Annotated in this window: 29 protein-coding genes; 12 read left to right on the top strand and 17 right to left on the bottom strand. The window is 55.2% G+C overall.

All coding sequences use genetic code 11. The features are described from left to right. The first annotated feature begins 938 nt into the window (after positions 1-938). Positions 939-1,181 (top strand): hypothetical protein, encoded by a 243-nt coding sequence (locus QI197_08480; protein ID MDK2373395.1) that lies wholly within the window; start codon positions 939-941, stop codon positions 1,179-1,181. A gap of 392 nt (positions 1,182-1,573) precedes the next feature. Here QI197_08480 and QI197_08475 read toward each other — a convergent pair whose 3' ends face one another. Continuing rightward, positions 1,574-2,401 carry a GNAT family N-acetyltransferase gene (locus QI197_08475; protein MDK2373394.1) on the bottom strand — a complete coding sequence of 276 codons (828 nt, stop codon included), beginning with the start codon at positions 2,399-2,401 and terminating at the stop codon, positions 1,574-1,576. 246 nt (positions 2,402-2,647) lie between these two features. Here QI197_08475 and QI197_08470 point away from each other — a divergent pair, with 246 nt between their 5' ends. Next, entirely contained in the window at positions 2,648-3,427 is a 780-nt protein-coding gene (locus tag QI197_08470; protein MDK2373393.1) for a 3-oxoacyl-ACP reductase family protein, read from the top strand. Between the two features lie 293 nt (positions 3,428-3,720). On the opposite strand, the gene QI197_08465 is transcribed toward QI197_08470, so the two are convergent. Continuing rightward, positions 3,721-4,122 (bottom strand): nucleotidyltransferase domain-containing protein, encoded by a 402-nt coding sequence (locus QI197_08465; GenBank protein ID MDK2373392.1) that lies wholly within the window; start codon positions 4,120-4,122, stop codon positions 3,721-3,723. After that, entirely contained in the window at positions 4,091-4,450 is a 360-nt protein-coding gene (locus QI197_08460; protein ID MDK2373391.1) for a HEPN domain-containing protein, read from the bottom strand. Before QI197_08460 ends, QI197_08465 begins: the two co-directional genes overlap by 32 nt. 188 nt (positions 4,451-4,638) lie before the next feature. Between QI197_08460 and QI197_08455 the strand changes: the two genes are divergently transcribed. The 3 genes from QI197_08455 (at position 4,639) to QI197_08445 (ending at position 6,860) form a co-directional block, all read left to right on the top strand. After that, complete coding sequence (locus QI197_08455) at positions 4,639-5,703, top strand: ABC transporter ATP-binding protein (protein ID MDK2373390.1); 1,065 nt, start codon at positions 4,639-4,641, stop codon at positions 5,701-5,703. A 444-nt stretch (positions 5,704-6,147) separates the two neighbouring features. Continuing rightward, positions 6,148-6,513, top strand: a complete 366-nt coding sequence (locus QI197_08450) for a HEPN domain-containing protein (protein ID MDK2373389.1) — start codon at positions 6,148-6,150, stop codon at positions 6,511-6,513. After that, positions 6,480-6,860, top strand: a complete 381-nt coding sequence (locus tag QI197_08445) for a nucleotidyltransferase domain-containing protein (protein MDK2373388.1) — start codon at positions 6,480-6,482, stop codon at positions 6,858-6,860. Before QI197_08450 ends, QI197_08445 begins: the two co-directional genes overlap by 34 nt. Positions 6,861-6,992: 132 nt before the next feature. Here QI197_08445 and QI197_08440 read toward each other — a convergent pair whose 3' ends face one another. The 4 genes from QI197_08440 to QI197_08425 all read right to left on the bottom strand — a co-directional run bounded on the left by QI197_08440 (position 6,993) and on the right by QI197_08425 (position 11,237). Then, positions 6,993-7,841: a carbohydrate ABC transporter permease gene (locus tag QI197_08440; protein MDK2373387.1), complete on the bottom strand. Its 849-nt coding sequence runs from the start codon at positions 7,839-7,841 to the stop codon at positions 6,993-6,995. Between the two features lie 2 nt (positions 7,842-7,843). Then, a complete protein-coding gene (locus tag QI197_08435; protein ID MDK2373386.1) occupies positions 7,844-8,725 on the bottom strand; it encodes a sugar ABC transporter permease in 882 nt (293 codons plus the stop codon). 65 nt (positions 8,726-8,790) lie between these two features. Continuing rightward, positions 8,791-10,308 (bottom strand): extracellular solute-binding protein, encoded by a 1,518-nt coding sequence (locus tag QI197_08430; GenBank protein MDK2373385.1) that lies wholly within the window; start codon positions 10,306-10,308, stop codon positions 8,791-8,793. Positions 10,309-10,577: 269 nt separating this feature from the next. After that, positions 10,578-11,237 (bottom strand): DUF2848 family protein, encoded by a 660-nt coding sequence (locus QI197_08425; protein ID MDK2373384.1) that lies wholly within the window; start codon positions 11,235-11,237, stop codon positions 10,578-10,580. A gap of 285 nt (positions 11,238-11,522) precedes the next feature. Here QI197_08425 and QI197_08420 point away from each other — a divergent pair, with 285 nt between their 5' ends. From QI197_08420 to QI197_08410, 3 genes are all read left to right on the top strand, one after another. Continuing rightward, positions 11,523-12,215, top strand: a complete 693-nt coding sequence (locus QI197_08420) for a metal-dependent transcriptional regulator (GenBank protein ID MDK2373383.1) — start codon at positions 11,523-11,525, stop codon at positions 12,213-12,215. Between the two features lie 171 nt (positions 12,216-12,386). Then, complete coding sequence (locus QI197_08415; GenBank protein MDK2373382.1) at positions 12,387-13,004, top strand: MBL fold metallo-hydrolase; 618 nt, start codon at positions 12,387-12,389, stop codon at positions 13,002-13,004. Between the two features lie 36 nt (positions 13,005-13,040). Next, entirely contained in the window at positions 13,041-14,252 is a 1,212-nt protein-coding gene (locus QI197_08410) for an MFS transporter (GenBank protein MDK2373381.1), read from the top strand. On the opposite strand, the gene QI197_08405 is transcribed toward QI197_08410, so the two are convergent. From QI197_08405 to QI197_08385, 5 genes are all read right to left on the bottom strand, one after another. Continuing rightward, positions 14,245-14,529: a 4Fe-4S binding protein gene (locus tag QI197_08405; protein ID MDK2373380.1), complete on the bottom strand. Its 285-nt coding sequence runs from the start codon at positions 14,527-14,529 to the stop codon at positions 14,245-14,247. The genes QI197_08410 and QI197_08405 overlap by 8 nt on opposite strands. 12 nt (positions 14,530-14,541) lie before the next feature. After that, positions 14,542-14,664, bottom strand: coding sequence for a hypothetical protein (locus QI197_08400; GenBank protein MDK2373379.1), 123 nt, complete (start codon positions 14,662-14,664; stop codon positions 14,542-14,544). 124 nt (positions 14,665-14,788) lie between these two features. After that, complete coding sequence (locus tag QI197_08395; GenBank protein MDK2373378.1) at positions 14,789-15,403, bottom strand: hypothetical protein; 615 nt, start codon at positions 15,401-15,403, stop codon at positions 14,789-14,791. Positions 15,404-15,535: 132 nt separating this feature from the next. Then, positions 15,536-16,240 (bottom strand): ABC transporter ATP-binding protein, encoded by a 705-nt coding sequence (locus QI197_08390; protein MDK2373377.1) that lies wholly within the window; start codon positions 16,238-16,240, stop codon positions 15,536-15,538. After that, complete coding sequence (locus QI197_08385; protein ID MDK2373376.1) at positions 16,241-17,032, bottom strand: ABC transporter ATP-binding protein; 792 nt, start codon at positions 17,030-17,032, stop codon at positions 16,241-16,243. A gap of 142 nt (positions 17,033-17,174) precedes the next feature. Between QI197_08385 and QI197_08380 the strand changes: the two genes are divergently transcribed. Genes QI197_08380 through QI197_08370 form a run of 3 tightly spaced genes read left to right on the top strand, consistent with a single transcriptional unit; the run spans position 17,175 to position 20,260 of the window. Then, the gene (locus tag QI197_08380; GenBank protein ID MDK2373375.1) at positions 17,175-18,404 is read left to right on the top strand and encodes an ABC transporter substrate-binding protein; all 1,230 of its coding nucleotides are present in this window, start codon (positions 17,175-17,177) and stop codon (positions 18,402-18,404) included. 43 nt (positions 18,405-18,447) lie between these two features. After that, positions 18,448-19,317 (top strand): branched-chain amino acid ABC transporter permease, encoded by an 870-nt coding sequence (locus tag QI197_08375; protein MDK2373374.1) that lies wholly within the window; start codon positions 18,448-18,450, stop codon positions 19,315-19,317. Positions 19,318-19,321: 4 nt separating this feature from the next. Further along, entirely contained in the window at positions 19,322-20,260 is a 939-nt protein-coding gene (locus QI197_08370; GenBank protein ID MDK2373373.1) for a branched-chain amino acid ABC transporter permease, read from the top strand. A 35-nt stretch (positions 20,261-20,295) separates the two neighbouring features. Here the strand turns inward: QI197_08370 and QI197_08365 are convergent, their stop codons facing one another. Further along, on the bottom strand, positions 20,296-21,024 hold the full coding sequence (locus QI197_08365) for a creatininase family protein (GenBank protein ID MDK2373372.1): 729 nt from the start codon (positions 21,022-21,024) through the stop codon (positions 20,296-20,298). 41 nt (positions 21,025-21,065) lie between these two features. Beyond that, entirely contained in the window at positions 21,066-21,872 is an 807-nt protein-coding gene (locus QI197_08360) for a hypothetical protein (protein ID MDK2373371.1), read from the bottom strand. A 121-nt stretch (positions 21,873-21,993) separates the two neighbouring features. Here QI197_08360 and QI197_08355 point away from each other — a divergent pair, with 121 nt between their 5' ends. Continuing rightward, complete coding sequence (locus QI197_08355; GenBank protein ID MDK2373370.1) at positions 21,994-22,146, top strand: hypothetical protein; 153 nt, start codon at positions 21,994-21,996, stop codon at positions 22,144-22,146. 67 nt (positions 22,147-22,213) lie between these two features. Here the strand turns inward: QI197_08355 and QI197_08350 are convergent, their stop codons facing one another. The 3 genes from QI197_08350 to QI197_08340 all read right to left on the bottom strand — a co-directional run. Continuing rightward, positions 22,214-22,372: a hypothetical protein gene (locus QI197_08350; protein ID MDK2373369.1), complete on the bottom strand. Its 159-nt coding sequence runs from the start codon at positions 22,370-22,372 to the stop codon at positions 22,214-22,216. Positions 22,373-22,422: 50 nt separating this feature from the next. Continuing rightward, a complete protein-coding gene (locus QI197_08345; protein MDK2373368.1) occupies positions 22,423-24,180 on the bottom strand; it encodes a chloride channel protein in 1,758 nt (585 codons plus the stop codon). 84 nt (positions 24,181-24,264) lie between these two features. After that, on the bottom strand, positions 24,265-26,934 hold a 2,670-nt coding region (locus tag QI197_08340), incomplete at its 5' end, for a hypothetical protein (GenBank protein MDK2373367.1).

Below are 26,934 nucleotides of genomic sequence, written 5' to 3'. Positions count from 1 at the left end.
TCGTAACCGAAAAGATAGAAAAGAAGTATGAGATTATGGTCAGGGTGTATAAAGCCACTGAGGCACCGATAGAGCTGCACGTAGTTACTCCAAAGGGCTTCTTGTGGTATAAGAGGTTCTCGGGTAACGAGATGGTGGAAGGTAGATAGGGACGGGGGATGGCTTCCGCACATGCGTTAATAAGATTGGTTCGACCCATACTTCCCACCATCGTGTAGAAAAACCTCCCCCTAACCTAGGGGCTCCATTCCCTAAGCCTCCTTGGATCTAGGGAATGGTTGCCTGTTCCCTTCGAGTATTCAAGAACCCAAGTGTTCCTTCCATCGCGAGGAGGAGAAGCAGAGGGAAGGTGGTTATTGAGATATAAAATCCCAAAACCGCGGCTCTTAGCAGCGATGCCACCCTGTGAGGGCCCGGGACCAGCAAGGATCCGTATAACGCAGCAGAGATCAGGCAGTAGTAGCAGGGAGTTCTGAAAGTTTTGAGAGGAATGTCATGGGCCATTCTCACTTCCGTTTAGATTTTATCTTCTCGCGTTTGGGAAGCGATTTCAGGTAACTGCGCCACGGTGAAATCCTCTCGGTATCCTAAATCGGTTAAATCTGTACCGTAAATCCCTGATGATCTGGGGAATAGGGGGTTTAGTCCAGCGATGACGAGGTGGAAGGGGCTCTCATCAACGTAGTGCCTCGAGGGGAGGGAGAGATAGTTTTAGCATCTATGCGAGGAGTCGCTGTTGCTAGGCACGGGCTTAAAAGGATAGAGTGGTCGACATCGCGTCTATGTTGGGTGTTATCAACCAAGCAAGATCCGCTCGCTCATCCACCGGGAGTTTTAGCTTCGATGCAGCTATGTCGCTTTAGCCCTAAAGGGCGATCTTCCGGAGGAATGGGGATGGTTAGTGATGTTGGGAGATCCTCTGGTCCTTCCTCAGCTTAGTGGGCGCTTCGCTCTCCCTCATTCTCGTGGAGGATCCCGTCACGTCAGCGACTCTGCTGCCCCTGTCTCTTGGGACGGGGTTGGACATAGCAGTAGAAGGGGCTGATCCTAGTCCTATAAGTCGTATACTGGCTAAGATCAGGTACCTCCTAGCTCCGTGGGGGATAGTGGCTGTGCCGCCTGCATCCCCCCCTGTGATGGGTAGATTAAGTGGCATCTGCCTATCGCGTCCTCAATCCTGATCGCTGGTCTCCCAGCCTCTCACGGCCCAGTATGACGGGGATATCAGACTAAGTAGGGAAGGGTCAAGGGCCCTATTTATCATAGTCAGATCCTGTACCTTGATCTCCCTAGTCCTAGTGGTGATTACCGTGTTAGAGACGGTTCTCTCCCATATCGCGCTCTTAATCCTGATACTCCTCTACCTACTCTCCATTCCCGTCAATATAGGGGGCCGAAGGAACTCGTTCCCCTCATCGAAGTTATGACTCTTTACCTAGCCCTGTTCGCGGGAGCCTTACCTACTAATAAAGCTGTGATTGACCTCCCCCATACTTCTCAACACCTCCGATAGTTCGATCGTTTTTACGATATTTTAACACTCTACGGGCAAGACTTTCCGAGGTAGTCCACCTTAGCTCGTCTTCCTTAGAGTGGAGATCCTCCTGAGGGAGTTGAGAGCCCTCTCTAAGTCCTTTTCCTTCACTAGGATGAAGTCGGAGCTATAGGAGGAGATCGCTAGTATGGAAATCCCTTCCGAGGCCAGGGAGTTAGATATCACGGCCATCAGGCCTACTAGCTCCAAGGGCAGGTTCGGAAACCTTATAACCCTATATCCGCACTCCGCCTTCTCACCGCAGCGCGTCTTGCTTACAACCGTCAGCTCCCCCGAATCCCTCACCATGGCCAAGAAGTTAGAGGGAACCTCATCGCAAATCGATATGCAGTACTCCCCCTCCAAGACCTCGTAGTTCAGCCTTCCCAGCTTGAAGCCAGCTGGCGTGACGGCCTCCACTACCCTCCCCAAGACGACTGTCTCCACCTCTCCATCAGCCTTAGTCAGCTCCAACGAGTTGAGGAAGGAGTAGCCCTCCCTCAGGAAGAAATCGAGTGCCGCTAAGTTAGCTGGAATGACGCTAGCGTAAAGATTCCCCCCGGCCTCCTCCTCGCATGCTTTGAGTAGGGACTCCCCCACTCCCCTCTCCCTGTGCTCCGGCTTCACATATATCTCCTTCAGGAAATAAGCCCCCTCATCCTCCTTGACCCTAGCGAAACCCACAACCTCGGAACCATCTACTGCCACGAGAACCGTGCCCTCGACTGCCCTCAGCTCCTCAATCCCCCACTCGGGGGAGTAGGTGACATCGCTCCCCATTATCCTTCTGTGGTAAGAGTAAAAGTCAGCGTACATCCTCCCGACTTCCTCGACATCTTCGTCCCTCATCCTCCTGATGGCGACCATCACATCCCCCTGTTCCATGAAGCTGCCATCTTTAAGCGATAGCGGGAGAATTACCAACATCCATTATATCACGAGACGAGTACCTATCTGAGAGTTACCTCAATGAGTCGGAAGATGAGCGTCCTCGACTAGTTGTGATATCTCGGTGTCCGCTCGCGCACGTCCTTATCAAAGGCTCGAAATAGTCGCTGTCGGTGGAGTGGCATCACCGATTTATGTTAGCCCGTCAATCTAGAAGGGGGTTTCATGAAGCTGAAGGATAAGGTTGCGGTGATCACCGGCGCCAGCAGAGGGATAGGAAGGGCCATAGCCACGGAGTTCGCTAGAGAGGGAGCTGACGTTGTGGTAAACTATAGGACGAGATCGAGGGAAGCTGAGGAAATCGTGGAGAGGGTAAGGGAGATGGGGAGAAGGGCTATAGCGGTGAGGGCTGATGTCTCAGATCCAGACCAAGTGGAGGAGATGGCGTCCATAGTCTTCGAGGAGTTCGGGAAGATGGATGTCCTCGTGAACAACGCGGGCATCATATCGAAGGCTCCGCTCGAGGAAGTGTCCCCTGAGGAATGGGATAGGGTCATTTTAGTGAATCTGAACGGCGTCTTCTACGCGATGAGGAGCTTTGGGATTAGGATGATCCGTCAGGGTGGCGGGAGCATAGTTAATGTAGCATCCGTGGCTGGGCACACGCCCTTGGAGGGTGGGGGTGCCTACAGCGCGTCCAAGGCCGGAGTAATCATCCTGACGAGGCAGGCAGCCGTTGAGTGGGGCCCCAAGGGCGTCAGGGTCAACGCGATATGCCCGGGGCCAGTACTAACGGATATGCTGATGAGCGAGTACACCGAGGAGGAGCTTAGAAAGAGGAAAAGGCTCACTCCTGCAGGGAGATTGGGGAGGCCAGAAGATGTAGCGAGGCTTGCCGTCTTCCTAGCTTCGGATGATGCTAGTTACATAACGGGAGCCATTTACGACATGGATGGGGGACTCTCCGCTAGCACCTACCGCCTACTCCACGAGCTACTGAGGTAACTCAGGGCCCGGGCTGACCGATAGTCTGGAGGATCAAGTTGCGTTTCCTCCACAGGCCGAGCTTCCGTGAGGGGCTAGGTCCCTTGACCCACCGGATCCAAGCATGGAGGGTGCTGGGGTCAGTAGATGGATGGGTTCTCGGTTAAAGGTCCATCGTTGCGAGGAACTCGACCGGGAGTCAAGAAGCCCCCACAGGGATGTTAAGGCATGACTCCAATCAAGCTCTCGCTTTATGACAGCGTGGTGATTCGAAGCTGGGTCGCTTCCCCCTCTCGCAAGGCCCACCCACAGCGCTAAGTGGTGGGATGGGATATGGACGGCCACCATCCATCCTTCCTCCTCTCTAGCCCCCTCCTCCTCAGCTCCTCCACAATCCCGAAGGTGTCCAAGAACGTGATCCCCTCGAGCAGCGCGTCCATGATCACAGTGTTCCCCCGAGCCTCCCTGAAAGCCTCGTCCACAGAGAACAGGTGTACCTCTGGATTGGGGATCCCCACTAGGTGGGCCTTCCTGAACAGCTCCAATAGCGTGTCCAAGTCAGACCGGTCCAGTATCGCTAAGAGATCAGTATCGCTTGCGGCATAGCTCTCATCTCTGGCCCTGCTTCCGAAGACTATCACTACACCCCCACCGTAGCGCTCCCTCACCCACCCCGCGAACTCCTCAACAGCCTCCCTCCATCTCCCTCCTGACAAACTCCACCACCTCACTCGCCGTTTCGACGCACCTCAGGGCCACCTCCCTAGAGAAGGAGATGGATTCACCCTCAGGACACCTTGATAGGGTGTAGAACAGGGATAGGGTGAGCAGAAAATCGTGTTCGAGCCCGAATGGTTCGGCCAAGGCTACCAAGTTATGTGTGTAGGGTTTTGAGCCGAACCTGCATATGTGCAGGGCCTTTAATGCAAGCTCCGCGGCCTGTTGAGAGTCGAAGCAAGATATGGCGTAGTCTCCGGCCTCCAAGTTCCTCCTTGCGGCTCTGAGGAACATTTCAGCCCTGTGCAGCCAGTCTTCGGGTTTCATTCACTTATGAAACAAGATGTGACCTAAAAAGGTTGACTAACCGGAGCGGCTGACCTAAGCTCCAGCTTGATCATCATTGAGTCGGATTCTCCAATCCTCCAGCTCCCGTAAAGTTGGAAGGTATCCGAAACTCCCTAGGGAACCTCACAAAGGTTATTATAGATCCCAGTATGCCTTCGAGGTGAAGGATGGTCTCAGTAAGGCTCGTTGACCTCACCAAGCGTTTCGGGAGGGTGGTGGCTGTCGACCACCTGAACTTGGAGGTGGCCCACGGCGAATTCGTGGCCCTCCTCGGGCCCTCCGGATGTGGTAAGACCACGACCCTCCTCATGATAGCCGGGATCTACAGACCAACGGAGGGGTACATATACTTCGACGACCGGGTGGTCAATGACCTGGAGCCGAAGGACAGGAACGTCGGGATGGTCTTCCAGACCTATGCCCTCTATCCCCACATGAAGGTGTTCGACAACATAGCCTTCCCCCTCAAGCTGAAGAAGGTGCCGAAGGAGGAGATAGAGAGGAAGGTCAGAAGGGTTGCCGAACTGCTGCACATAGAGGACCTGTTGGACAGGAAGCCCGGCCAGCTTTCCGGAGGGCAGCAGCAGAGGGTAGCCTTGGCCAGGGCTTTGGTTAAGGAGCCAGACCTGTTCCTGATGGACGAACCTCTGAGTAACCTGGATGCGAAGCTCAGGGTGGAGATGAGGGGAGAGTTGAAGAGGCTCCAGAAGGACCTAGGTATAACCACCATATACGTGACCCACGATCAGCTGGAAGCGATGACCATGGCTGATAGGATAGCGGTATTGAACAACGGCAGGCTTCAGCAGTACGGTCCGCCAGAGGAGCTTTACAGAAAGCCAGCGAACATATTCGTGGCTGGCTTCATAGGGACCACCCCGACCAACTTCATAGAGGGCACCGTCACCGGCGGCAAGCCCCTCAAGTTCGAGTTCGATGGAAGGGTGATCGAGCTAGGAGATTTGAGCCTTGATGATGCACCCTCAGAGGTTGTGCTTGGCATCAGGCCCGAGGATGTGGAGATTACTGAGGACGGAGAGCTAGAGGGGGAAGTATATGTAATAGAGCCTCTGGGCAGGGAGCTGCTGGTGACCATCTCTTTAGATGGGCTGCACATAAAGGCGGTCACGGGTGCCGAATCAGACCTGAGGATGGGCCAGAGGGTGAAGTTCAAAATACCCCCTGAGAAGGTGTACCTGTTCGACAAGGCTACCGGGGAGAGCCTGCTTTGATCGAATGATGATCAGTTCGAATTCGAAGGATATTTCAGGAGGCTTCTCACCTCCTTTGAACAGATCGCTGGCCTTCACTGAAATTTCCGTGAATTATTCGAGCCAGCTTCCCATCGCAGGTCACTGGGCTGGCGTCAAGCTTTCCTGTTAACCCCACTTAGGGAATAGTTTATCTCTGATGGTCTTCTGAAATGTCAAGTCAACAGCATCAATGCGCGCGGACCTCTTTTTCGAGACGATTCCCGTCGCCTAGAGTGTAATCGTCCCAATCCACCCATATACCTATGAAGTCCACGGTTAAAGGAGGGTCTAGGCTGTTACCTTATACGGTTCACGAGGACTCCTCGTGTCGGTTGATATGGTTAACAGCCGAGGCAGTGCTGGAGAATGTCAGTACGACATGCGACTATCACTTATTTATCTAGTCAGGTACATTGACGTGGGATGGATCTCAGGAGGAAGGCAATGGACCTGCTAGAGACCGCTAAGGAGTCTTTTGAAAAAGGCAGGTTCTGGCTAACGTGCTTATCCGCCCATCAGGCAGTAGAGCTCTACCTCAAGGGCGTCCTTTTCGAACTAGCGGGTACGTATCCCTTCACACACGATCTAAGGCTCCTGCTGGAAAGTCTGGCAGGAGATATGAAGGTCCCAGAAGAAGTGATCGATGCCGCGGATTATCTGAATCCCCACTATACGGCATCTCGTTATTCCCTGTCCATGGAGTATCGTAAAAGTAGCGCGGAGAGGTGTCTAGAGTACGCGGAGGGAATAGTGAAATGGGTGAGAGAGAACATAGAGAGGCAGCCCTGATCAGGAGGAGGAGAGAGGAAGTTTCCTCATACGAGAAACTATTTAACAAGTTTATCGAGGCTCTGAAGCGGAGATATCCAAGCTGCACCATTATCCTCTTCGGCTCAAGGGCTGCTGAGAGGCATAGGTCCTCCAGCGATTTTGATGTCATCGTTGTGATGGAGGGTGGCTTCGACGAGGTGGAAATGGCGGCTGAGATTTCGAGACTAAGGCCAAGAGGGGTTCCCATCGACCTATTAGTGATCAATAAAGATTCTCTGGGGAGAAAGGATGTGAAAATCCTATTAGAGCACTCCAAGGTGATATACGACGGTCTGGGAGTTTTCGAACCAAGGGATCAGAGATGAGTTTGCGATCCTCCATAGCTGCTTGACCTCGAACTCGATGGTCCCGCCTCCTTTCACCTAGCTTCATGGAGTTGGACCGGGATCGCGAGCTGAGACGGGGGTGAAGGATATGGCAATAGGGGGGAAGGGATGTTATGCAACTCCCTTCCCAGCTATCTGGATCCTCAGAAGGTACTGCTGGGCGAACAGGAAGAACAGGATTACGGGAATCATGTAAATTATGGCGACGGCCGAGGTCACGCCCGGGTTTATGTATGAGTACTCACCGGTGGTGAGGGCGTAAACCAGCATGGAAAAGGTCCAGTAGTCCTGGCTGGAAATGAACGTGAGGACGTAGATGAACTCGCTCCAGCCTGAGAGGAAGCCAAATATTAGGACGGTCATCAGCCCGTTCCTGACGTTTGGCATCACCACCTTCCACCAAGCTTGGAGCCTGCTGCACCCATCAACCAGAGCGGACATCTCCATGTCCCAGCTGATGCCATCGAAGAATCCCTTCATTATCCAGATGTCTAGAGGCATGTCCAGCGCCACCTTGATTATTATCACACCCAGTAGCGTGTCATAGAGGCCCATGACGTTCAGTATGTAGAAGAGGGCTATCAACAGAGTTATTCCGGGGAAGGAGTGGAGCACCAGCGCTAGAGCAAGGAAGGCGCTTCTCCCCCTGAATTTGTAGCGAGAGATGGCGTAGCCAGCTAGGGAACTGAAGATCAGCTCGAGGAACGCTACAGTCAATGCTAGGGCGAGGGTGTTGAGGGTGACCGCGTAGACATTGGGATAGTACTGTGTGGTCGTGCCCGGGACTCTTATGTTCCCATCCTTGAGGAACTCCCAGTTCGAGAGGGTCAGGTTCACAGGTAATATCCCCACGACCTCCTCGGAGACGCTCTGGGCGAAGAGGAGTGTGTAGAGGAGAACTATGGGGAGGGTGAGGAGGGCCATGAAGGCGATCCACGGGAGGTGCTTCCTCGATACCATGATCACACCTCTATCTTTGGCTCCACCATCAGCTCCCTCAGCCTGAAGACCCTCCAGTAGGCGATGGAGAGTATAAGACCGAGGATGACCAGCACCGTGGCTAAAGCAGCACCGTAGCCGAACTTCACTATCCCACCGTACTGGGCGAAGGCCAGGTGGTAGCTGTAAAGGGCCCACACCTCGGTGGTGTAGTAACCTGGTCCCCCATTAGTCACGAGTAGGATGTACTCGTAGGAGGTGAGCAGAGAGAGTGTCTGGTAGGCAGTGACGAACATGAGGGGCCACTTTATCAGGGGCAGCTCTATGTGCCTTATTATCTGAAGGGTAGAGGCCCCGTCAACCCTTGCCGCCCTCAAGTAGTCGGCGGGAATGCTCTTCAAAGCCGCTGTGAATATTATCATGCCGAACGAGGCCCCGACGAACCCGTTAACTAGGATGACGATCGGCCAGGGGTGCTTGTGGAGCCAGTTAACGGGTTCCATTCCGAAGAAACCCAAGATCCAGTTGAAGAGGGCTGTTGGATCCTGCCTCACAGCCCACAGCCAGAGGAGGGCGTATACAGTGGAGGGAGTTATCCTTGGGAGGAGCCACAGGGCCCTATATCCCTGACCCACCCTCTCAGGTATGTGGACGGTGATTAGGGAGATTACTAGGGCTGCCCCCACATTGAAGAGGGCTAGAGTCGAGAAAACATACAGGAGGGTGTTGTTGAAGACCTTCCCCGCTATCGGATCGCTTACCATCTGCACATAGTTCTTCAGTCCCACCCAGTTCCACTGGAAGCTGTAGTCCATGTCGGTGAAGCTTATGAGGAGCGTGAGCAGGACCGGGAGCAGATAGAAAACAACTATGAGTGCGAAGCTCGGCAAGAGGAAGATTGCCAAGTATTTCCTCCTGAACCTAATTCGAGATCCCAGACGGACACCTCCCAAAAAAAAGGAGAGAGGGCTCAGTCCTCTATTATGACGGCGTCTGAGCCCAGTCCCTTAATTCCGTTCAGAAGTTCGTTGAAGGCCTGATCAGGCGTTAGATCACCGCTCTCAACTCCTCTGAGGATGTTAAACACTATCCTGCTGTAGTCTCCCCACTTGGGGTGGTTCGGAATGAACGTGGTGTAATCGAGCATGTAGGCCACATCAGCCAAGAAGGGCTCTTTCTTGTACCTGCTGTCGCTTATCTCACTGTATAGGATGGCCAGATGGCTGCTCTGGACCGCGTGGTTGGCGTTCAGGTGCGGATCGGTCACCAGGGTTATCAGGAGGAAGGCAACATCGGCTACTCCCCTCTCCTGTGCCTGCTTGGTTATCGTGTAGATGAGCGGGTGGCTTAGCGTCACAGGTTCCTTTCCGGGCTCACCGGCTGGGTGCAGCATGTACCCTACGTTCTCGTTGAACTCCTCGTTGGTCAGCAGTCCCTTGCTCACCCACTCTCCCTTATGCCAAGTACCGCCTGACAGGAACAGGGCCTTCCCCTGCGTGAACGGGCCGTGGAAGTCCTTGTCCCAGTCACCCGAGAACTGGGTTGGGCTTATCACCTTGTACTTCCAAACCGCGTCGTGGAACCACTGGAGCGTCTTCTTCCAGGCGCTCTTGGTGAAGACCATCTTGCCACTCTGAGCGTCCCACAGTCTGCCCCCATACGCCAGATAGAACTGGAAGTAGTCGTATCCCTCCTTGACCCTGTGGAGTATGCCCCGCTCAACCAGTCCCTTGTCCACGGCCTCTTTCGCGACCTCTAGTAGGTCCTTCAGCGTGAACTCTCCCCTCTTCACCTTCTCCGGTAGTTGTGCTATTTCCTCATCGCTCCATCCGAGCTTCTTCAATACGTCCTTCCTGAAGTACATGGGCCTGGCCTCTGTGTCCTGGGGAACTGCCCATATCTTGCCCTGATACTTAACCGCCTCCCATAAGGTGGGGATCACGTCGTAGTAGACCACATCCCAGTACTCCTTTATGTAATCGTCGAGCGGGATTATGTAACCGTTCGCGGCCAGGAATCCGACGTCCTCATGGCCGGTGAGATATATGTCGGGAGCCTTCCCTGACTTGTAGGCGAGGTAGAACTTGTTCTTGTACTCACCCCACTCCACGGGCCTGACGAAGAACTGGCCATCGATCTTCACCCTCACCTTGGATCCCAAAGCTGCTAACCACTTGTTGAGCATGTCAGCTGCTATCTGGAAGTTCTTCAGCCTGTACTCGCTGGGCGGATCCGGTCCTATGGTCCACACCTTTATCGTGATCTCTCCCTCACCAGCGGATGCCAGCTTCTTGGTGAGTTCCTCCACCTTAGCCTTCAACTGCTCATTCTCAGCCTTCAACTTCTCCAGATCACCAGAAGGAGCCGTCACAGTGGTGGTTACGGGGGCCCTCGGTGATAGAGCGTAACCTATAACTGCACCGATCAGGACGCCGATGACGAGGGAGACCAAAATAGTGACGGGCTTCGAGGCCCCTCTTCTTCTCAAAATCTTTCACCTCCCCACTCCCTAATATTTTTTATCAATGGAAACTTTTAAATATTGTGGGAATTCCGCAGCTTCCCACTCCTTACTAGGAGGGGTGGTCCCGTGTTCACCCAACCGGTCCCTTGGGACCGGAGGTATCCCCGATTTTGTAACGGGGGTGTAGATTATAATTTTTATTCTGGTCTTCGGTTTCACTATAAACGGTGTTCTAGCGAGTCCGTTTCGCAGGTTAACGCTGGGTAAATGATATGGCGGTAGTCAGCCAGCTATCAAGCTCTGCGAGTTATGTAGCTGTAGATTATCCCCCTTCCCAGCACGGGATCCCTGATCTCCATCCTGTACTCCCTTCCGAACCTCATCTCACCGTTGATCCAAGGTATCGATCCGGAGAAGAGGACGGCATTTCCCTCGACCCCCGCCCTATCGATCAGCTCCTCAGCCCTAAGCAATCTTTCAGCCTTGGAGCTCTGGGCGAGGGTTCCATCTACCTTGAGCTCCAGAATTAGCTCGTCCCAGTGGTCCACCACCTCCTCGTAAGGCCATACAATGGGCGGGATGACCTTCGGGTAGAGTTGCTTCGATAACGGTATGCTCGTCCTCTCCACATCCCTGTCAGTATGATCGCTCCCGACCGTGACGTACCTCGGTCTTCCCCCCTCGAGTAGGATCACGTACTCTACCTCCCCGCTGTTCCTGCTCTCCAGTACTCCGATCCTACGGGAGGTCGTGAGGAGGTTGGGTCCCACTCTGAAGAACTGGGGAACCTCGCTGGGAGGCGGTACGCCTATCCTCTTCAACTCCTCCACATGAGCCATTACCTCATCCCTGTCCCTTCCTGACCAGCCCGCCAGAACGAGTCTATCATAGGAGAATCTACGAGGGATGACCTCTCCACTAGCCAGCACTGCCACGATATCCAGTGACGGCACTCCCCAACGAGAGGGAGTAGCCCTTAAACTTGCAAGTATAAGTGTTAACTCGAGGCTGGCCGCTTTCGTAGGGGTTCTAACGGGAGCGGTTTCAAGTGATTATAGGGCTCCAGCCGACATCAGAGGTAGGAGGGGTGGTCCAAAGAAACGTAGAAAGACCAAAGGGGCTAAGAGGTTAGAAGGGCATATGATGACGAGTCTTGGGATCCAAGGCCCAGCTGGACAAGTTGCAGGACCCAGTCCCTGACTCGAAAATTTGTTATAGGTTTCTGGTGGGTAAGCTGGATGGCCGAACTTACCCCGAGGGCCCAAGACTATCTGCGCACCATATACCAGCTATCGTCCAAGGGAAGCAAGGTGAGGCTCGTCACACTCTCCGAAGCCCTTGGAGTCAGGATGCCCACGGCGTTGCAGATGGTGAGGTCCCTGGCAGGTCAGGGCCTAGTTAAGTACGAGAAACATGGTGAGATCGAGCTGACTGAGGAGGGCAGGCGCATAGCTGAGGAGATACAGACCAAGCACAACCTCCTCTTCGAGTTCCTCACCAAGTACCTCGGAGTGAACCCTAGGGTGGCTGAGAAGGACGCTTGCGGGATGGAACATCACCTGAGCGAGGAGACCTACGACCGCCTCCTGAAATTCATAGAGTTCATGGAAGGTTGTCCCCACGGGCTGCCGAGGTGGCTGGAGGGCTTTCACTTCTACCTGAGGTGGGGGAGGAGACCTGTTCTGAGGGCGGATGAGGAGGCCGTGATACTCCCAATGAGGAGGCTCTCGGATTTAGAGCCGGGTGAAGCCGGTAAGGTCGTGGCTGTCCGGGCGGATCCGGACGAGAGGATTAGGTTGGCTGAGAGGGGAATCGTGATAGGGAGCACCGTCCTCATGGAGGAGAAGACGGGTAAGCGAGTGAGTGTAAGGTTGATAGAAGGCAGAATCGATCTGTCGATTGAAGAGGCCTCGCTAGTCTCGGTGATATAGGACGAGCGGGGAGCTAATCGAATCATCTCCTCAGGTCTCGTCCTATCCAGATTTAAATTAAAGGGAAGTCATGCTCGCGCCTGATTAGAATGGATCAGTCTCAACGGCAATCGAGAGATGGGTGCCTGCGAGACCGAACTCATCAGCCCTGAATCCGGCAGAGGGATTCGGATGAACGCCAAGGTGGTCAGGATCTGCTGCGGACCGTACGAGAGCCTCGCTTACCTGCTAGTGGATGAGGAGCGTGGAGATGCTGTTCTGATCGATGCAGGTCCCCCAGCCGAGGAGATCCTTAACGTCCTCGGAAGGGAGGAAGCTTCACTGAGACTCGTGCTTGTGACTCACACTCACTTCGACCACATTGCAGGGCTCCCTGAGCTGGCGGACCATATGGATGTGAGGGCCTTAGCACATGAGGAGGACATCTCCGTCCTCAGCGATTTCTGGCCGCTCAACATGGGACCCCTTCCCGATCTGGAGCCTCTTGAAGGGGATGTGAGGATCGGTTCCCTCTCGATAGAGCCCCTCCATACGCCCGGCCACACACCCGGCAGTGTCTGCTATCACATCAGAAAGCTGGGGGCTGTGTTCACTGGAGACACGCTCTTCAAGGGGAATATCGGGAGGACCAACTTCAAGCACGGTGATCCCATGAGAATGAGGGAGAGCCTCCTCAGGCTGATGGAACTCCCCCCATCGACAGCGGTCCTGCCCGGACATGGGGAACCCACGACGATTGGGGCGGAGAGGGCCAATCTAGGGGAGTACCTTAGGTGGCTGGAGACATAGGCCGCGCAGTCAGATCACTCATTATGGGTGTCCGTGATGGAGAGGCGCGTCATCAAGAGGAACTTGGGGGTGATGGCCGCTACCTGGGCGATCATGAGTCCTTTCACCTCTGCTACTGGCGTTTACTCCTCCCTATACATACTGGAGCTCGGGGGGAGCCCCGTAGAGGTCGGCCTGATCGTGATGGTCGGAACTATCGTTCTGGCCTTTTCAAGGCTCATAGGCGGCTACCTGGCCGACACAGTTGGAAGGAAGCGCATCTTGGTCCCGATGACGACCCTGTACGGGGCCTCCTACTTCCTCTACGCCCTCGCGCCCGACTGGACGTGGGTGCTGTGGGGCACAGTGGTGGGGAGCGTCGCCCTAATGTACCAGCCGGCAGTCCAAGCCATAGTCGCCGACACCCTACCCCCCGAGTCTAGGGGGAAAGGGTTGACCGCCTCTCAAACGCCCTCCCAGCTCACTGCGCTGGCGGGCCCGCCCCTGGCCACGGTCCTCGTCTCGGCCATGGGACTGGAGGATGCGATGAGGCTCCTCTATTCGGTCACGGCCCTAGCGGTGATGTCGGCAGGCCTGTTAAGGACCCTCCTAATCGAGACCCACAGGAGGAAGGTCCAGCTGGGATTCAGGCAGGCGTTGGGGGAGTATCTGAGCGCCCTCAAACTGCTGAAAGGGGATCTGGGTAGGCTTCTCATGGTAACCTCGTCGGTGAGGGCTCTCTACAGGATGTCCTTCCCCTTCGCCCAGATATACGCGGTCAAGATACTGGGGGTGAGCGAGGAGTTCTGGGGGCTCATCTCCACAGCAATGAGCTTCGAGTCAACGTTCACGACCCTCATATCAGGATATCTGGCTGACAGAGTAGGCAGGAGCGCGGTCATGGCGCTGGGATACGCCTCCGGAGCGACTGGTCTGGGGATGCTTGCCCTGGCGCCCAAAGATCAACCCCTGTACGTGTTGGGCTCGATGCTCATCGCCGTGGCCTTCGCGTCACGACCAGCAGCGTTCGCCCTCATGGCGGATCTCACCGACAGGGAGGTCAGGGGAAAGGTCAGCGCGATAAGCGGGTTGCTCGAGGGTAACCTGTCCGGCATGATGTCGGGGGTTGGGGGGATAGCCTACAGCCTTTATCCGCCCCTCCCCTTCGGGATCGCAGCCATAGGCCTGATTCCACTGACCATAATTACGTGGAGGATCCTGCCGGGGGGCGCCGTGGGATCCAACCCGACGCGCGAACCGACTAGCTAGCTGCAACTCTGAAGTTGTTCACGAGGAACCTCCGAATGTGTTCCCTCCTGAGGACGAACCTGACACCGTACCTCCTCTTGAAGGGAAGCTTCAGGATGTTGTGAATCAGGATGAGTGCCTCCCTGCACCTGCCATGGAACGTAGTACCTTCGTTGACCCTGAGAGCCCCCGTGGGGCATGCCTGAACGCACACATAGCATCGGCGACATGCCTCGGGATTCACCATCACAGGCCTCCTCCTCGGCCTCTCACTTACTCCAAACAGCGAAACTCTCATTGTCCTGAGCTTTCATACCTCGCTAGAGAAGGGGCAGGCGGTCATGCACTCCTCTCCGCCACCGCATGCTGGATAGTATATGACGAGCGGGGCATCTCGCCTCACGAACTCGTGCCAGTGGAGCGTAGAATCCATGGTCCTGACCTCAAAGGACGATCATACCAGTTTCAAGATAATGTTCATTACTTATGCTCGTCAAGTTGCCATCACTAATCTTCCTAATTTTTGATAAATCCTTAAAATTTTACTGATCAGTAAACTAAGAGGCAACTCCTTCAGGTAATTCAGCGATAGGTGGAATCATTGATACGAACCTCGCTATGACGACTAACATCAGAAAGATTCCTATTAAGCCGTGGATCAGTACAACTACCATCGCTAAAGGATTGACTACATCAGGCAGCACTATCCCGTATCCTGTCATCACCGAGAGGCTCATGAGCAGATACGTTAAGTACCCCGCATTGTAGCTGGAAGGTCTAATGCCCAGTAATTTATAAGTTATCGTAAACCAGAACATAATCTCCGCAAAGTTAAACATAACTAGGATATTCGATCTAATTAGATTCTTAACTCTATAGGGGAGGAGGGAACCTCTCCTTCTGTACCAGTCAAAGAAGACCACGTTAATTTGATATATAAGTATCTCCAGAACCCTGTAACAACTATATAAGCAGATTAAAACGCCTAAATATCCCAAGCATCCTTGAAGCGTCATTAGAGAAAATATAGCGGATGCTATTGTGTTCACTAGCACCCAAGTATCCACGAAGCCGTAATCTCGCTCTTTCTTCAGGAGTTTTCTAATAATTGAGAACAAGGTGGTCTTTCTCAGTACTAGAAACACTCTGGACAGGTATTCCACTAGGTCCATATACCACTCATGGGGATTCTAAGGGTGTCTTTTCCTATTTTTCTTTAATTCATACTTCTGATTTCTCAGTTGGCCCTTAATTCTCCATAGTACTTCTATTCGGTCGCATAAATACTGAAAAAGGCGAAGCATCTACATCAAACCAAGATAAGCCCTTCTGACGTGCTCGTTCCTCAGGAGCTCCTCGCTGTCCCCCTCCAAGACCACCCTGCCCGTCTCGAGAACGTACCCCCTGTCAGAGATCTCCAATGAGATCTTGGCGTTCTGCTCAACCAGCAGGATGGTCACCCCTTCCTCCCTTATCTCCGAGACGACCTTCATGACCCTCTTGACTATCTTGGGCGCCAGGCCCAAGGAGGGCTCGTCCAGCATTAGTATCTGCGGATCGCTCATAAGTCCCCTAGCTATGGCAAGCATCTGCTGCTCCCCGCCGCTCAGGGTCGAGGCAAGCTGATTCTTCCTCTCCTTGAGGACTGGGAATATCTGGAAGACCCTTTCCAAGAGGTCCTGGTACTTAGAGCTGTCCACAGCGTAGGCACCCATCCTCAGGTTCTCCATGACTGTCATCTTCGGAAAGAGGTGTCTGCCCTCAGGCACTAGGGAGAGCCCCATCTTCACTATCCGGTGAGTAGGAAGTCCAGTTATCCCCTCCCCGTTGAACTCTATCTCCCCACTGAAAGGTCTCACTATGCCCATCACGCTCTTCAGCGTGGTGGTCTTGCCGGCGCCGTTCGCCCCGATCAGCGAAACTATCTCTCCCCTATTCACCCTCAGGCTGACGTCCCACAGTACCTGGACTTCCCCGTAACCGGCATTTAGCCCCCTTATCTCTAGCATCTAATCCTCACCTAGGTAGGCCTCGACCACCTTTGGATCCCTCGCCACCTCCTCCGGTCTGCCCTCCGCTATCTTCTCGCCGTGATGGAGCACCACCAAGCGGTCGCTGAAACTCATTATGGCCTTCATCACGTGCTCTATCATCACAACAGTGAGATCCCTCTCCTCCTTTATCCTCCTGAGGAGATCGACCTCCCACTCCACCTCCTGGCTGCTCAGCCCGGCCATGACCTCGTCCAGCAGGAGGACTGTTGGCTCGATAGCTAGCACTCTGGCCAGCTCAAGCCTCTTCCTCTCGACGACGGTGAGATGGCCTGCAGGGGAATCGGCTTTGTGCCCCAATCCCACCACCTCTAGTATACTCCTAGCCTCGCGGATCAGATCTCTCATTCCGACCCTGAATTCGTTTCTGCCCCTCCTCGCGAACAGTAGCCCTATCAATACGTTCTCCAATGTGCTCATTCCCTCGAAGGGTTTGGCTATCTGGAAAGTCCTAGCAAGACCGAGCTTGCTTAGATAATGGGGCCTTCTCCCCGTGATGTCGTGGCCCAGGTAGATGACCCTCCCCCTCTCAGGTCTGAGAAATCCTGTGATGACGTTGAAAAGCGTCGTCTTGCCGGCGCCGTTCGGTCCTATTATCCCCAACACTTCCCTAGGCTTCACATGGAAGGAAACTCCCTTGAGGGCCTTCAATCCACCGAAGTACTTGTGGATGTTCACTACCTCGATGACCCTGTCCAGCGAGTCCGGATCCACGTTAAGGTCCCTTATCGCCACTATGCCTCCCGTCATTTTGACGACCCCCCAAGCTACTCAGCGCATCGCTGATATCGCTGATAGACTAAATAACGCTCCAAGACCTAAGTAAGATGCCGAAGCCTTTAAGTTTTTCCCAACTCCTCTAGGTCTGCCCGCTTTGAAGGGTGGTGATTTTATGGATATGAAAGTTGCAGCGGCTGCAATCGTCATTCTGATCGTGGTGGTCGCGGGGGCCTACGTGCTCATGTCTGGACAGGCCCCCTCTAGCGCCGGGGGCCTGCCGGATAGGATCCGGTTGGGCGTGATTCTGCCTTTGAGCACCGCTTCGTACGCGTCAGCAGGTCAGGAGGCTCTGAGGGGCATGAAGATGGCTGTGGAGGAGATAAACGCTAACGGTGGCGTCCTAGGCAAGCCAGTAGAGTTAGTGATAAGGGACACCAAGGGCGACCCCAACACGGCTATAACTGGGGCGACCGACCTGATCACCAAGGAGAAGGTCCCGATAATCATAGGTTTCTACTCCTCCACCGTCACCTACGCCTCCATGAATGCGATCAAGAACTACAAGCCGCTTGTGTTCGTGCTGGGGGCATCTTCGGTGAAGGTAGAGCAGCTCGTCGGCATGGAGAGGTGGTTCTTCCACATGCACCCGTGGGACTACCACAGGCAGGGCACGGTCATCGAGTACTTCCTGAATCACATGAAGGAGATCCCAAAGAAGATCTTCGTCGCCTACGAGGACGGTGTGTACGGCACCACCAGCTACGAGTACTTCGTGAACCTGAGCAGGGAGAGGAATGCCCCGTGGGAGGTGGTTGGAGAGGCCTTCAAGACCGGGAGCTCAGACTTCTCCTCCGTCATCCTCAAGGCCAAGCAGGAGAATCCGGATGTCTTCTACATAGTCGGGTACCCCGGTGATTACCCGGTGTTCTTCAGGAACGCCAAGGAGAACGACTTCAATCCGAAGCTCATCTTCATAGTCGCCCCGGAGTTCCCGAACTATCCGAAGGATATTGGCGATTACGTCGCTGGGGTGGATGTGTGGTCCCCCTACCTGAACACACCGGAGGCCAAGGCCTTCGTCCAGAAGTTCGAGTCCAAGTTCGGCAGGGCGCCTGAGTACTGGGCTCCCTTCGGCTACACTGCCATAAAGATGGTGGTGAAGGCCATAGAGGACGCCAAGAGCCTGGACAAGGAGAAGCTGATCGGCGCGCTAGAGAAGGTGGAGATCAAGTCCCCGCTGGGGACGGTGAGGTTCAAGCAGACTGGAAAGACGCTTCATCAGGTTGTGGACAAGCTGTTTGTAGTGCAGTGGCAGGGCGGCAAGGTGGCCATCCTCTACCCCAAGGAGTACAAAACGGGGGAGCTGATCTACCCGGTTCCCAAGTGGTCCGAGAGGGGCTGACCTCCACCTCACCTTTTTCAGGTAAGAGAGAGGGAATCGAGCGATGCAGTCAGAGCTGGTGCTGCAGGTCGTGGTGAACGGCATCCTTCTGGGTGGATTCTACGCGCTAGTCACCTTGGGACTGAACCTGATATTCGGGGTCATGGACGTGACGAACTTCGCCCACGGAGATCTGATCATGCTAGCTGCCTACTTCTCCTATTGGGCGGCCGAGCTCCTAGGCATGGATCCAATAACCTTCATCCCCGTGAATGCAGCGCTCATGTTCCTCGTCGGGTTAGCTTTCTACAGAGCCGCCCTGAAACCTGTGCTAAAGGCTCCGGCCTACAACCAGATCGCCCTGACCTTCGGCTTCTCCATATTCCTCCAGAGCCTGGCGCTCATACTCTGGACCAGCGACATGAGGCAGATAGAGGTCCCCTACGCCTCAAGCGTCCTGCAGCTCGGTCCGGTGAGCGTGGGGCTGGGAAAGCTGATAGCCTTCCTTATAGCCTTCGGCTTCACTCTCGGGTTCCTCGTTTTTCTGAGCAGGACGAAGCTCGGCGGGGCAATGAGGTCCGTGAGTCAAGATCCCATGGCCGCCTCCCTTATGGGAATAGACGTGGACAGGATCTACCTGCTCACCTCCGGCATCGCCAGCCTTCTGGCGGGGGTTGCTGGCTCCTTAGTGACCCTCAACCTGTACATAAACCCGTTCATAGGCGGGGAGCTGACCCTGAAGGCCTTCGGCGTCGTCATACTGGGGGGAATGGGGAGCTACCTAGGAATGATAGTGGCCAGCATGGTTCTCGGCCTAGCAGAAGCTTTTGTAGGGGCGTTCGTGCCCCAAGGTGGAAGCTTGGCGCCGGGGATAGCGTTCGCCGTGATAGTGGCCGTGCTAGCGCTGAGGCCCAAGGGGCTGTTCGGGAGGTGATGAGATGGAGAGGGATAGGACCTTGGTGTACGCCGTCTGCCTAGTCGCTGCCATCTTCCCACTGCTGAGCGGCGAGTACACCACTAGAGTGGCCATAGGGGCCCTCAAGTACGTGGTGCTGGCCATAAGCTTCGACATCCTAGCTAGGACCGGTAACTTGAGCGTCGGTCACGCTGCCCTCTTCGGCATAGGGGCCTACGCGGCTGCCCTCTCCAATGTCTACTTTAACGTGCCCATGGAACTGGGTCCCTTGGTGGGTGGACTGGCTGTTCTACCAATGGCCGTCGCCCTGGGCTTCCTGACCCTCAGGATGAGGGGGGCCTACTTCTCGATAGCTACGTTGGCATTCGCCGAGGCGATGAGGGTGCTCTTCCTGTACGCCAGAGGCGTCACCTTAGGCGCCATGGGTGTGGGGGTGCCTCCGATCTTCGGGGGCAATGTGGTCGTGGACTATTACGTGATCCTAGGGATAGCGATAATGAGCATCCTCCTAGTCTTGCTGCTGGAGAAGACCGGCGTGAATTACGCGTTCTCCGCTATAAGAGAGAATGAGGATGCTGCGTCCGTGCTGGGCGTCAATCCGACGAAGTACAAGGTGCTGGCCTTCGCTCTTAGCGCGCTTCTAGCCGGAGCGGCCGGGGGATTCGACGCCGGCTACACCACATACGTCTACCCCTACGAGGCCTTCTCCGTCGCCATATCCGTGGCGGCAATGATAATGCCCATCTTCGGGGGGCTCTACACGATAGAGGGTCCCGTACTGGGTGCCGTTGTCATATACCTCGCCGAGGAGGTGTTGAGGGGCTGGCTCCCCTTCGGCTACACCCTCATCTACGGGCTGGCCCTCATCATATCGATCCTCTACCTGCCGATGGGGATTGTGGGGCTCCTCAGGGGGAAGAAGGGGAAGAACTGGCTCGAGTCCCTGAAAGCAGTGAAGTGAGGAAGGGGGTAGGTGAGGCGATGGCCAGCAGCAGCTCACCTCCTTCCCTCTATCTCCCTCAAGACCATCAGCAGATCCTCCACTAGCCTCTCGAATAACGCTGCCCCTCTCTCCGGGCTCGAGGAGCTCTGCCTGCCGAACACCCCGGAATCCGACATCTCGTGGGTGTAGACGAAGCGGAAAACCCTATTCTCGAACGATCCCCTGGGCTCCTCGTCAACGAGTCTCTCGCTCCTGACCAGCTCCGGGTGGAGGTGCATGTTCAGGGAGGTCTCCGCTCCCGATGCGTGACCCCTCTCGTCCTCGCCGAAGAGCTCCGAGAGCACCTTGGATCCGGAGGTCCACCACTGGTAGACGTAGACCCTGATCCCCAGCTCGTCCATGGCCTTCCTCGCCACTATTTGAAGGGTGGGAAGGTTTCCGCCGTGACCGTTCACCACTAAAACCTTCTTCACCCCCCACTTGGAGAGGGACCTGATCACATCGAGCAGGTAGCTGGCTAGAGACTCCTCGCTGACCGTCACCGTTCCGGGGAAGCCCATGTGATGGAAGGATATCCCGAAGGGTATCGCAGGTAGAGAGAGGATCCCCGATCTGGATGCGGCCTCTCTAGCTAGGGCCAAGGCTATAAGCGTGTCCGTCCCGAGGGGATTGGCCGGCCCGTGCTGCTCGACCGATCCCACCGGAATGATGACGAGGTCCCTCCTAGAGAAATAGTCTCGAGCCTCCTCGTAACTCAGCCGATGAAGGAATACCTTGTCCATAATACAGCGAGGATTCGGAATCTAATAAGGGTAGGAGGTACTCACTCGGCGCAGGCCTCATGATAGTAGAGGAGGAGGGCCGCTATCGAGGGTATCGATAGGAGGGCGTACAGGATCAGGAAGACGTGCACCGGCAGGAGGATCCCTGTGTGATATAGGTAGGTCAGGTAGATGAGGATCACATAGACCATGGCGGTAGGGAGGGTCATGTAGGGGCTCCTGAAGAGCTCGGCGTAGTCCCTACCGAGGCCAATTCTAGAGAGGACCATGTACATCGCTAGTATCGAGACCAGCGGCATGGCCAGGAACACGAGGACGTAGGGGCCCTGCCTAGTTCTGGATATCTTCTCCTGGAGTTCCTGCCTCTCCGCCTTCTTACTGCTGGAGGACTCGATCAGGGGCTTCAGCTTCTTCATGACGTAATCGACGAAATAGGCTGATCCCTGATCCCACTTCCCTTTGGGATAGTACTTGAAAACCCCGTCCTCGGTGGTGACCACCACCTTCCCGTCCCTGTTGGTTATGATGACCTTCCCGAAGTACTCGACGGTGTAGGTGGTGTTCAGCGCATGGGGATCGCCCTTCCAAACCACCCTGTCCCTGTAAAGCACCTCCACGCCCTCCGTGGTGTTCTGGATCCAGAAGCCCCTGAGCACCACGGGAGCTATCATCTGCCTCAGCTGCTCTATCTTGGTGTCCAAGTAGAATATCTCCCTGTCTATGACCTCCAGTTCCTTCACGTCCTTGTGTAACCGTTCCATGGTCAGGAGGTGAACCCCGCCGACAACTAGGAGGACGAGCATCACTGTGGGCAGGGCCACCAAGATCGAGACCTTGCACTCCGGCATTTCCTTACCTCTATCATCAGAAGAGGACTAAATTTTAGCTTTAAGGTACGATTTCTAGCCCATCGGAGGGGCTGCTGTCCTAGGTGCCAAGCCTCACATACTCGAGCTACGTTATCAATGGATGCCCTCCGATCGCCATGGGATGTACTCGGCAGCTATCTTAGATCTCCAAAGGATTGTCGCCTCTTCTTACGTGGAAATGGCTAGGGAATTGAGGGAGGTGATACTATCCGTGGTCGGTGGCGATCGCGTGGGTGGAGCGGATGGTCGATGAGTGTGGGGGAAAACGGACCTGAACTCGCTTGCTTAATTGGTCCCGGCAGAGGGGTGCCTTCCCGCTGTCAGCATCCACAGCCCGACTCCCCAGAACCCGATACGAGCAGGTTCTCCTCGAATAGATACTTCCAGCACTCTGCACAGACCCATATACCGCCCTTTTCCTTGTGAACCGCCCAAAGAAGGCTCACGTTCTCCCTGCCGCAGAGGGCGCACCTCCCCATGGGCAACCCTAAACATATGATAATGTCTCCATTTAAGGTTTCGCGGCGGTTCAGATTGAGGCAGCTTCATCCAAGTCCTTCATGGACACGGCCTTTCCGTAGGCCTTCAAGACATCCGTCTTGGTTATAAGACCTACTAGCTTCCCATCCTCTATGACCGGGAGCCTCCCTACCCCGCATCTCAGCATCTTCTCCACGGCGGTGTGGACGGTGTCGTCGGGCCTCACGCTCAGTATCTTTCCCCTCATAACCCCTTCCACCTTCACCTTGGGCCAGAGCCTCCTGTGAACTCTCATGAGGTCCTCAAACGTCACCATCCCCTTCAGGTTCCCCTGGGCGTCCACCACGGGGAAGCCCATGTGATGGGTATGAAGCATGAGCTCGTGCACCTCCTCCAAGCTCTTATCCGATGTGACCGTAACCACATTCCTCACCATCACGTCCTCCACTCTAACTCTGTCTAGGGTCTCCATTCCCACCTGCACTACCCTCTCCCCCTTCTCCTCCAGCTCCCTAGTGTACATAGTGCTCCTCAGGAGGAAGAGGGAGAGGAAGTACGAGGTGGCGCAGGAAGATATCAGGGCGGGGATCAGGGCGTAGCTCCTAGCAAGCTCGGTGACCAGCACAACGGCCGTGAGGGGCGCCCTAGCTGCTGCTGTGAAATGTGCCGCCATTCCCGCTACGGCGAACAGCTCAGGATGGGGGAAGAGAGAGGGGCTTATGGCGTGGAGGACCTGTCCATAGGCCGCGCCTACGGCGGCCCCTATGAAGAGCGTCGGCGTGAATATCCCCCCAGACCCCCCAGATCCTATCGAGAGAGATGTGGCTAGTAGTTTGAGGAGGGCCAGCATGACGAGGAACTCGAGCCACCCTTGCCCGGAGAGTATCCTGTTGAGTCCATCGAAGCCGGGTCCCATTATCCCCCAACCTAGGGACCAGTAAGCTATCAGACCGGTTCCTAACCCACCCAACGAGGGTTTCAGCCATTCTGGGAGTTCTACGTCCCTGAAACGATCTTCAGCACCGTACAGGGCGTCAACCCATATCCTAGATACTAGGGCTATCACAACACCTAGTCCTAAGAGTGGTGCGAGCTCTACGGGGTTGGGCAGGGGAAGGGAGGGTATTGAGATTATGGGCTTGGCCCCCCTGAGCGTCCAAGAGACGGATACAGCTGAGATGGAAGCCAGAAATGCGGGAATCAGCTCCACTGGATGGACGGAGCCCGTTAAGACCTCTACTCCGAACAGGACTCCACCGAGGGGGGCGTCGAAGGCCGCCGCTATCCCCGCCGAGAGGCCGGATATCAGGAGTATCCTCCTAGGACGTATGGGCAACTTGAAGACCTGGGCTAGGAAGGAACCGAGGCCCGCGCCGACCTGACCGACCGGCCCCTCCCTCCCAGCGCTCCCACCCAGACCTATGAGAGCACCGGAGGAGAGGATCCTCGCTATGGGTACTCTGGGCCTGATGATACCCTGCTTGTGGAGGAACGCTTCCAGCACGCTGGGGATACCGTGGCCCCTCACCTCAGGGGCTATCTTCCAAGTGATGATCCCCGAAACCAGACCTCCCAAGGTCGGGGCTAGGATCAGTCCGATATCCAAGGAACCGAGCGTATACATACTCTCCAAATACTCTAGGAAATCCCTGAACACCTCTATGGCGAAATCCAAGGAGACCGCGGCCAGACCCGAGATGGCACCGACTATCATGGAGAGAATTTCGAGCCTACCGTACCTCTTCACAGCCCTATAGAGCTTCATCCTGTCCTCTCTTTTCCTTATCTCCCTCTTCGGCTCGATCAAACGGGTCACTCTCTGCCTGGCTTCTTGTAACGTCCCCACCCTGTTATCATCGAGCGGGGAAGAGTGATAACTATTTCGAGTGGTTCAGGAAGTCCGCCTCCTCTTGGGCCTCCTAGTTGGCGCGTATCTATCGAAATATTTGGAATCTAGATACCTGATTATAACGAAAGAAATTAATGCCACTGCCGCGGATTCGGGTAGGTACTTGAGCTCGTTGAACCCCCTGACTGCTGAAGTGGTGCTCTTGATTGGGACCTCTATCTTGGACAGGAGTATTACCTTATCAGCTGCTACTATCTCAAGATTGGCTTCTTTAAAGGAAACGTCCGATAGGTCGGAGACGATGCTGCCGAACCTGTGATAGCCATTCAGATCCACTTTACCGTTTATCTCCATCTCGATCGGTAGTCTGAATCTGATCTCCACCCTTCCTTTAGCTCCCTCCACACCCTCCAACTCGAAGACAGCGTAGAACCCCTCACCTCTCCTTAGCACCGCGCGTTTCGCCCTCACTACATCTTGTTTCACCTCTAGATCGCCGGAGATAACCTCGACGGGTCTTCCCCTAATCAGGATGGAGCCGCTCGCGCTAAGATGGAAAGCAGATGCCACTATCTTGGGGGGCTTTCCATCGCCCTTCAGGGTCAAGTTCAGTCCAGGAAACCTCTCCTTCGCCTTTCTCATGTCCTCTAGGGCGATGTTCACCCAGTCGGCCATGGGACCGCTGTCGACTCTGAGGACCTGAGATCCTTTAGGAGGATCCCAGTCCAGTCTGTGAATCCCCACCACTCTCCCGCTTAAGTTCCCCTTGAAATCCCCCGTCTCCAGTCCTAGGAGACCCAGTTTATCCACTCGTGGCAGGTTTATGATCTGACCGTTTACCACGGCTTTGAGCCCGTTATCTAGGGTCAGCGATATATTCAGGCACCTTCCCCTTCTGGCCAGCCTGACGGGCTGGCTCGATCTCACCTCCCCGTTACTGACTACCCGGTGAATAGCGTAACCCTCGGAGTAAACTTGGAGGATCCTGTAATCTCCGGTTCCCTTGTAACCGTATATAAGGCCCACGTAACCCCCACTTCCGCAGGCCCTCAAATCATACCTGCCCTCATCCAGTTCGTACGCCGTCACCGCCAAGTTCCTGCCCCCGCCCGAGCTCAATCCATCAGTCCCCTCGGAGAAGTTGCCTATGACGAATAACCACCTCAGATCATGGAGGGACGTGGGGAGTGTCTCGTTCAGGTATACCGTACTGGAGGAGGGTCCTACATAGAGGCCGGCCGGCGCTCCGGGATCATCGCTTCGGTACGTGGTGTGGATCGGGAGCTCCTCCCTTATCAGCTCGTAGGCTGCTAGGGCCCTCCTCATCATGTAGGTATCTGACGGAAGGACTATTGCCAGCTTTGAGGTGGGAACGGGCGGATCCGATACCTCCAATGTAGTGATGGAGGGGAACCTCACGATAGGGCCCATGAACATCATCAGATAGCTTAGTGACGAGTTTCTCGATCCCAAGTATGCCAGATCGGCTAGGGTCGATATTGCAGATACTTCACCGCCTTTGAAGAGTGAGTAGAGGGACAGCAGGGTTGTTTCCGGTCCCTCTGGCATCCAAGGATCTGGAGACCTCGCATAGCTCCTAGGTAGGAGCAGGTAGGCTAGGGATGAGGTGTAGGATGTGAGGACGAGGGCCCTAGACCTTCCGTTAATCGGGTTATCGAGGGCGAACTGGAAATCGACGTCGTTCAGGGTCCCCAGTGACCTTACATTCATCTGATGCCACTCCTGAACGCTTAGAACCGTCGAGGAGTAACCTGCCATCACTATAGCAGCCAGAAGCAGTCCTCCCAGCTTCTTGTCCCTCGAAATCCTCCTGAGCAGGGGAGAAGATAGGACGGCCAAGCCCAACGCGGTGTAAAATATGAATCTATGTTCCCAGTAGAGTACCTGACCGCCTTGGAGCTTGTACAGGGTTATCGCCCTACCCATCAGGATGCTGACTACTACGAAGATCAGGAAGTGGCTGTCCACCCCTTCCCTGAGGGAGAGAATTGCGAGTGGGGCTAGAACACCTAGGAGGATAGGATATAGGAACCAAGGAACCTGACCCAGCTGGTATATGGAGCTCAGGTTCAGGTCGTCCATGTGGAGGATCCACACGACTAGGCCAGCGGCCCAGATGGCCATCAGCAGCTCCGACAAGGTCTTTCCACTCAGCTCGATCTTCACCCTCGGGAGCCCCCATCTCCCGAGGAGAGAGACCGCTACTAGAGTCAGCATGGGGATCAAGATTAGGAGAATGGAGGTCCTAGGTATTAAGCTCCCATAACCCCCTAGGGCAGAATAGAGCAGCGACAGCAGGATACCTGAGGTGAGGATCCCCACAGGGGTCTCCCTTCTCCTCCCCAATAGGGAGGTGAGTGATGAGCAGATGGCGAAGAGCAGGGCCTCTACCACATGGAGGAGGAAGGCAAACGTGGATAGGATCGCTATCTGGATCACCTTCCTAGGGCCGTTCGCTCTCCTGTCCACGTGCACCATGGAGGCCAGGAGCCCGAGCCCCATGGTGAAGGGGAGCCCCCAGAAGAACATCGGGTGGCTCCACACCAAGGAGTTGTACGATGCCTCCGAGGCCCTCGTGAGGCCTTCGAAAGTCAGCCCGTACTTTAGGGCTGCGATCCATCCTAGTCCGGTGAAAAGGCCCCAAGAAGCCAGGATCTCCTTGTTCCATTTCAGACTCCTGTCGGATAGGGA

Source organism: Thermoproteota archaeon (assembly GCA_030130125.1).
In the GTDB taxonomy this organism is placed as follows: domain Archaea; phylum Korarchaeota; class Korarchaeia; order Korarchaeales; family Korarchaeaceae; genus Korarchaeum.
Note: the sequence above shows the minus strand (reverse complement) of the source record. Positions and strands in the feature narration are given on the sequence as shown.

What these genes read in the sequence shown, in the direction of transcription:
- QI197_08350 (MDK2373369.1), bottom strand. Translation starts at nt 22,372, where the DNA reads ATGGGGAGGTGCGCCCTCTGCGGCAGGGAGAACGTGAGCCTTCTTTGG.
- QI197_08380 (MDK2373375.1), top strand. Translation starts at nt 17,175, where the DNA reads ATGGATATGAAAGTTGCAGCGGCTGCAATCGTCATTCTGATCGTGGTG.
- QI197_08375 (MDK2373374.1), top strand. Translation starts at nt 18,448, where the DNA reads ATGCAGTCAGAGCTGGTGCTGCAGGTCGTGGTGAACGGCATCCTTCTG.
- QI197_08440 (MDK2373387.1), bottom strand. Translation starts at nt 7,841, where the DNA reads ATGGTATCGAGGAAGCACCTCCCGTGGATCGCCTTCATGGCCCTCCTC.
- QI197_08460 (MDK2373391.1), bottom strand. Translation starts at nt 4,450, where the DNA reads ATGAAACCCGAAGACTGGCTGCACAGGGCTGAAATGTTCCTCAGAGCC.
- QI197_08410 (MDK2373381.1), top strand. Translation starts at nt 13,041, where the DNA reads ATGGAGAGGCGCGTCATCAAGAGGAACTTGGGGGTGATGGCCGCTACC.
- QI197_08355 (MDK2373370.1), top strand. Translation starts at nt 21,994, where the DNA reads ATGCCCTCCGATCGCCATGGGATGTACTCGGCAGCTATCTTAGATCTC.
- QI197_08405 (MDK2373380.1), bottom strand. Translation starts at nt 14,529, where the DNA reads ATGAGAGTTTCGCTGTTTGGAGTAAGTGAGAGGCCGAGGAGGAGGCCT.
- QI197_08415 (MDK2373382.1), top strand. Translation starts at nt 12,387, where the DNA reads ATGAACGCCAAGGTGGTCAGGATCTGCTGCGGACCGTACGAGAGCCTC.
- QI197_08390 (MDK2373377.1), bottom strand. Translation starts at nt 16,240, where the DNA reads ATGCTAGAGATAAGGGGGCTAAATGCCGGTTACGGGGAAGTCCAGGTA.
- QI197_08445 (MDK2373388.1), top strand. Translation starts at nt 6,480, where the DNA reads ATGGGTGAGAGAGAACATAGAGAGGCAGCCCTGATCAGGAGGAGGAGA.
- QI197_08470 (MDK2373393.1), top strand. Translation starts at nt 2,648, where the DNA reads ATGAAGCTGAAGGATAAGGTTGCGGTGATCACCGGCGCCAGCAGAGGG.
- QI197_08360 (MDK2373371.1), bottom strand. Translation starts at nt 21,872, where the DNA reads ATGCCGGAGTGCAAGGTCTCGATCTTGGTGGCCCTGCCCACAGTGATG.
- QI197_08385 (MDK2373376.1), bottom strand. Translation starts at nt 17,032, where the DNA reads ATGACGGGAGGCATAGTGGCGATAAGGGACCTTAACGTGGATCCGGAC.
- QI197_08400 (MDK2373379.1), bottom strand. Translation starts at nt 14,664, where the DNA reads ATGGATTCTACGCTCCACTGGCACGAGTTCGTGAGGCGAGATGCCCCG.
- QI197_08370 (MDK2373373.1), top strand. Translation starts at nt 19,322, where the DNA reads ATGGAGAGGGATAGGACCTTGGTGTACGCCGTCTGCCTAGTCGCTGCC.
- QI197_08475 (MDK2373394.1), bottom strand. Translation starts at nt 2,401, where the DNA reads ATGGTCGCCATCAGGAGGATGAGGGACGAAGATGTCGAGGAAGTCGGG.
- QI197_08395 (MDK2373378.1), bottom strand. Translation starts at nt 15,403, where the DNA reads ATGGACCTAGTGGAATACCTGTCCAGAGTGTTTCTAGTACTGAGAAAG.
- QI197_08365 (MDK2373372.1), bottom strand. Translation starts at nt 21,024, where the DNA reads ATGGACAAGGTATTCCTTCATCGGCTGAGTTACGAGGAGGCTCGAGAC.
- QI197_08420 (MDK2373383.1), top strand. Translation starts at nt 11,523, where the DNA reads ATGGCCGAACTTACCCCGAGGGCCCAAGACTATCTGCGCACCATATAC.
- QI197_08455 (MDK2373390.1), top strand. Translation starts at nt 4,639, where the DNA reads ATGGTCTCAGTAAGGCTCGTTGACCTCACCAAGCGTTTCGGGAGGGTG.
- QI197_08450 (MDK2373389.1), top strand. Translation starts at nt 6,148, where the DNA reads ATGGATCTCAGGAGGAAGGCAATGGACCTGCTAGAGACCGCTAAGGAG.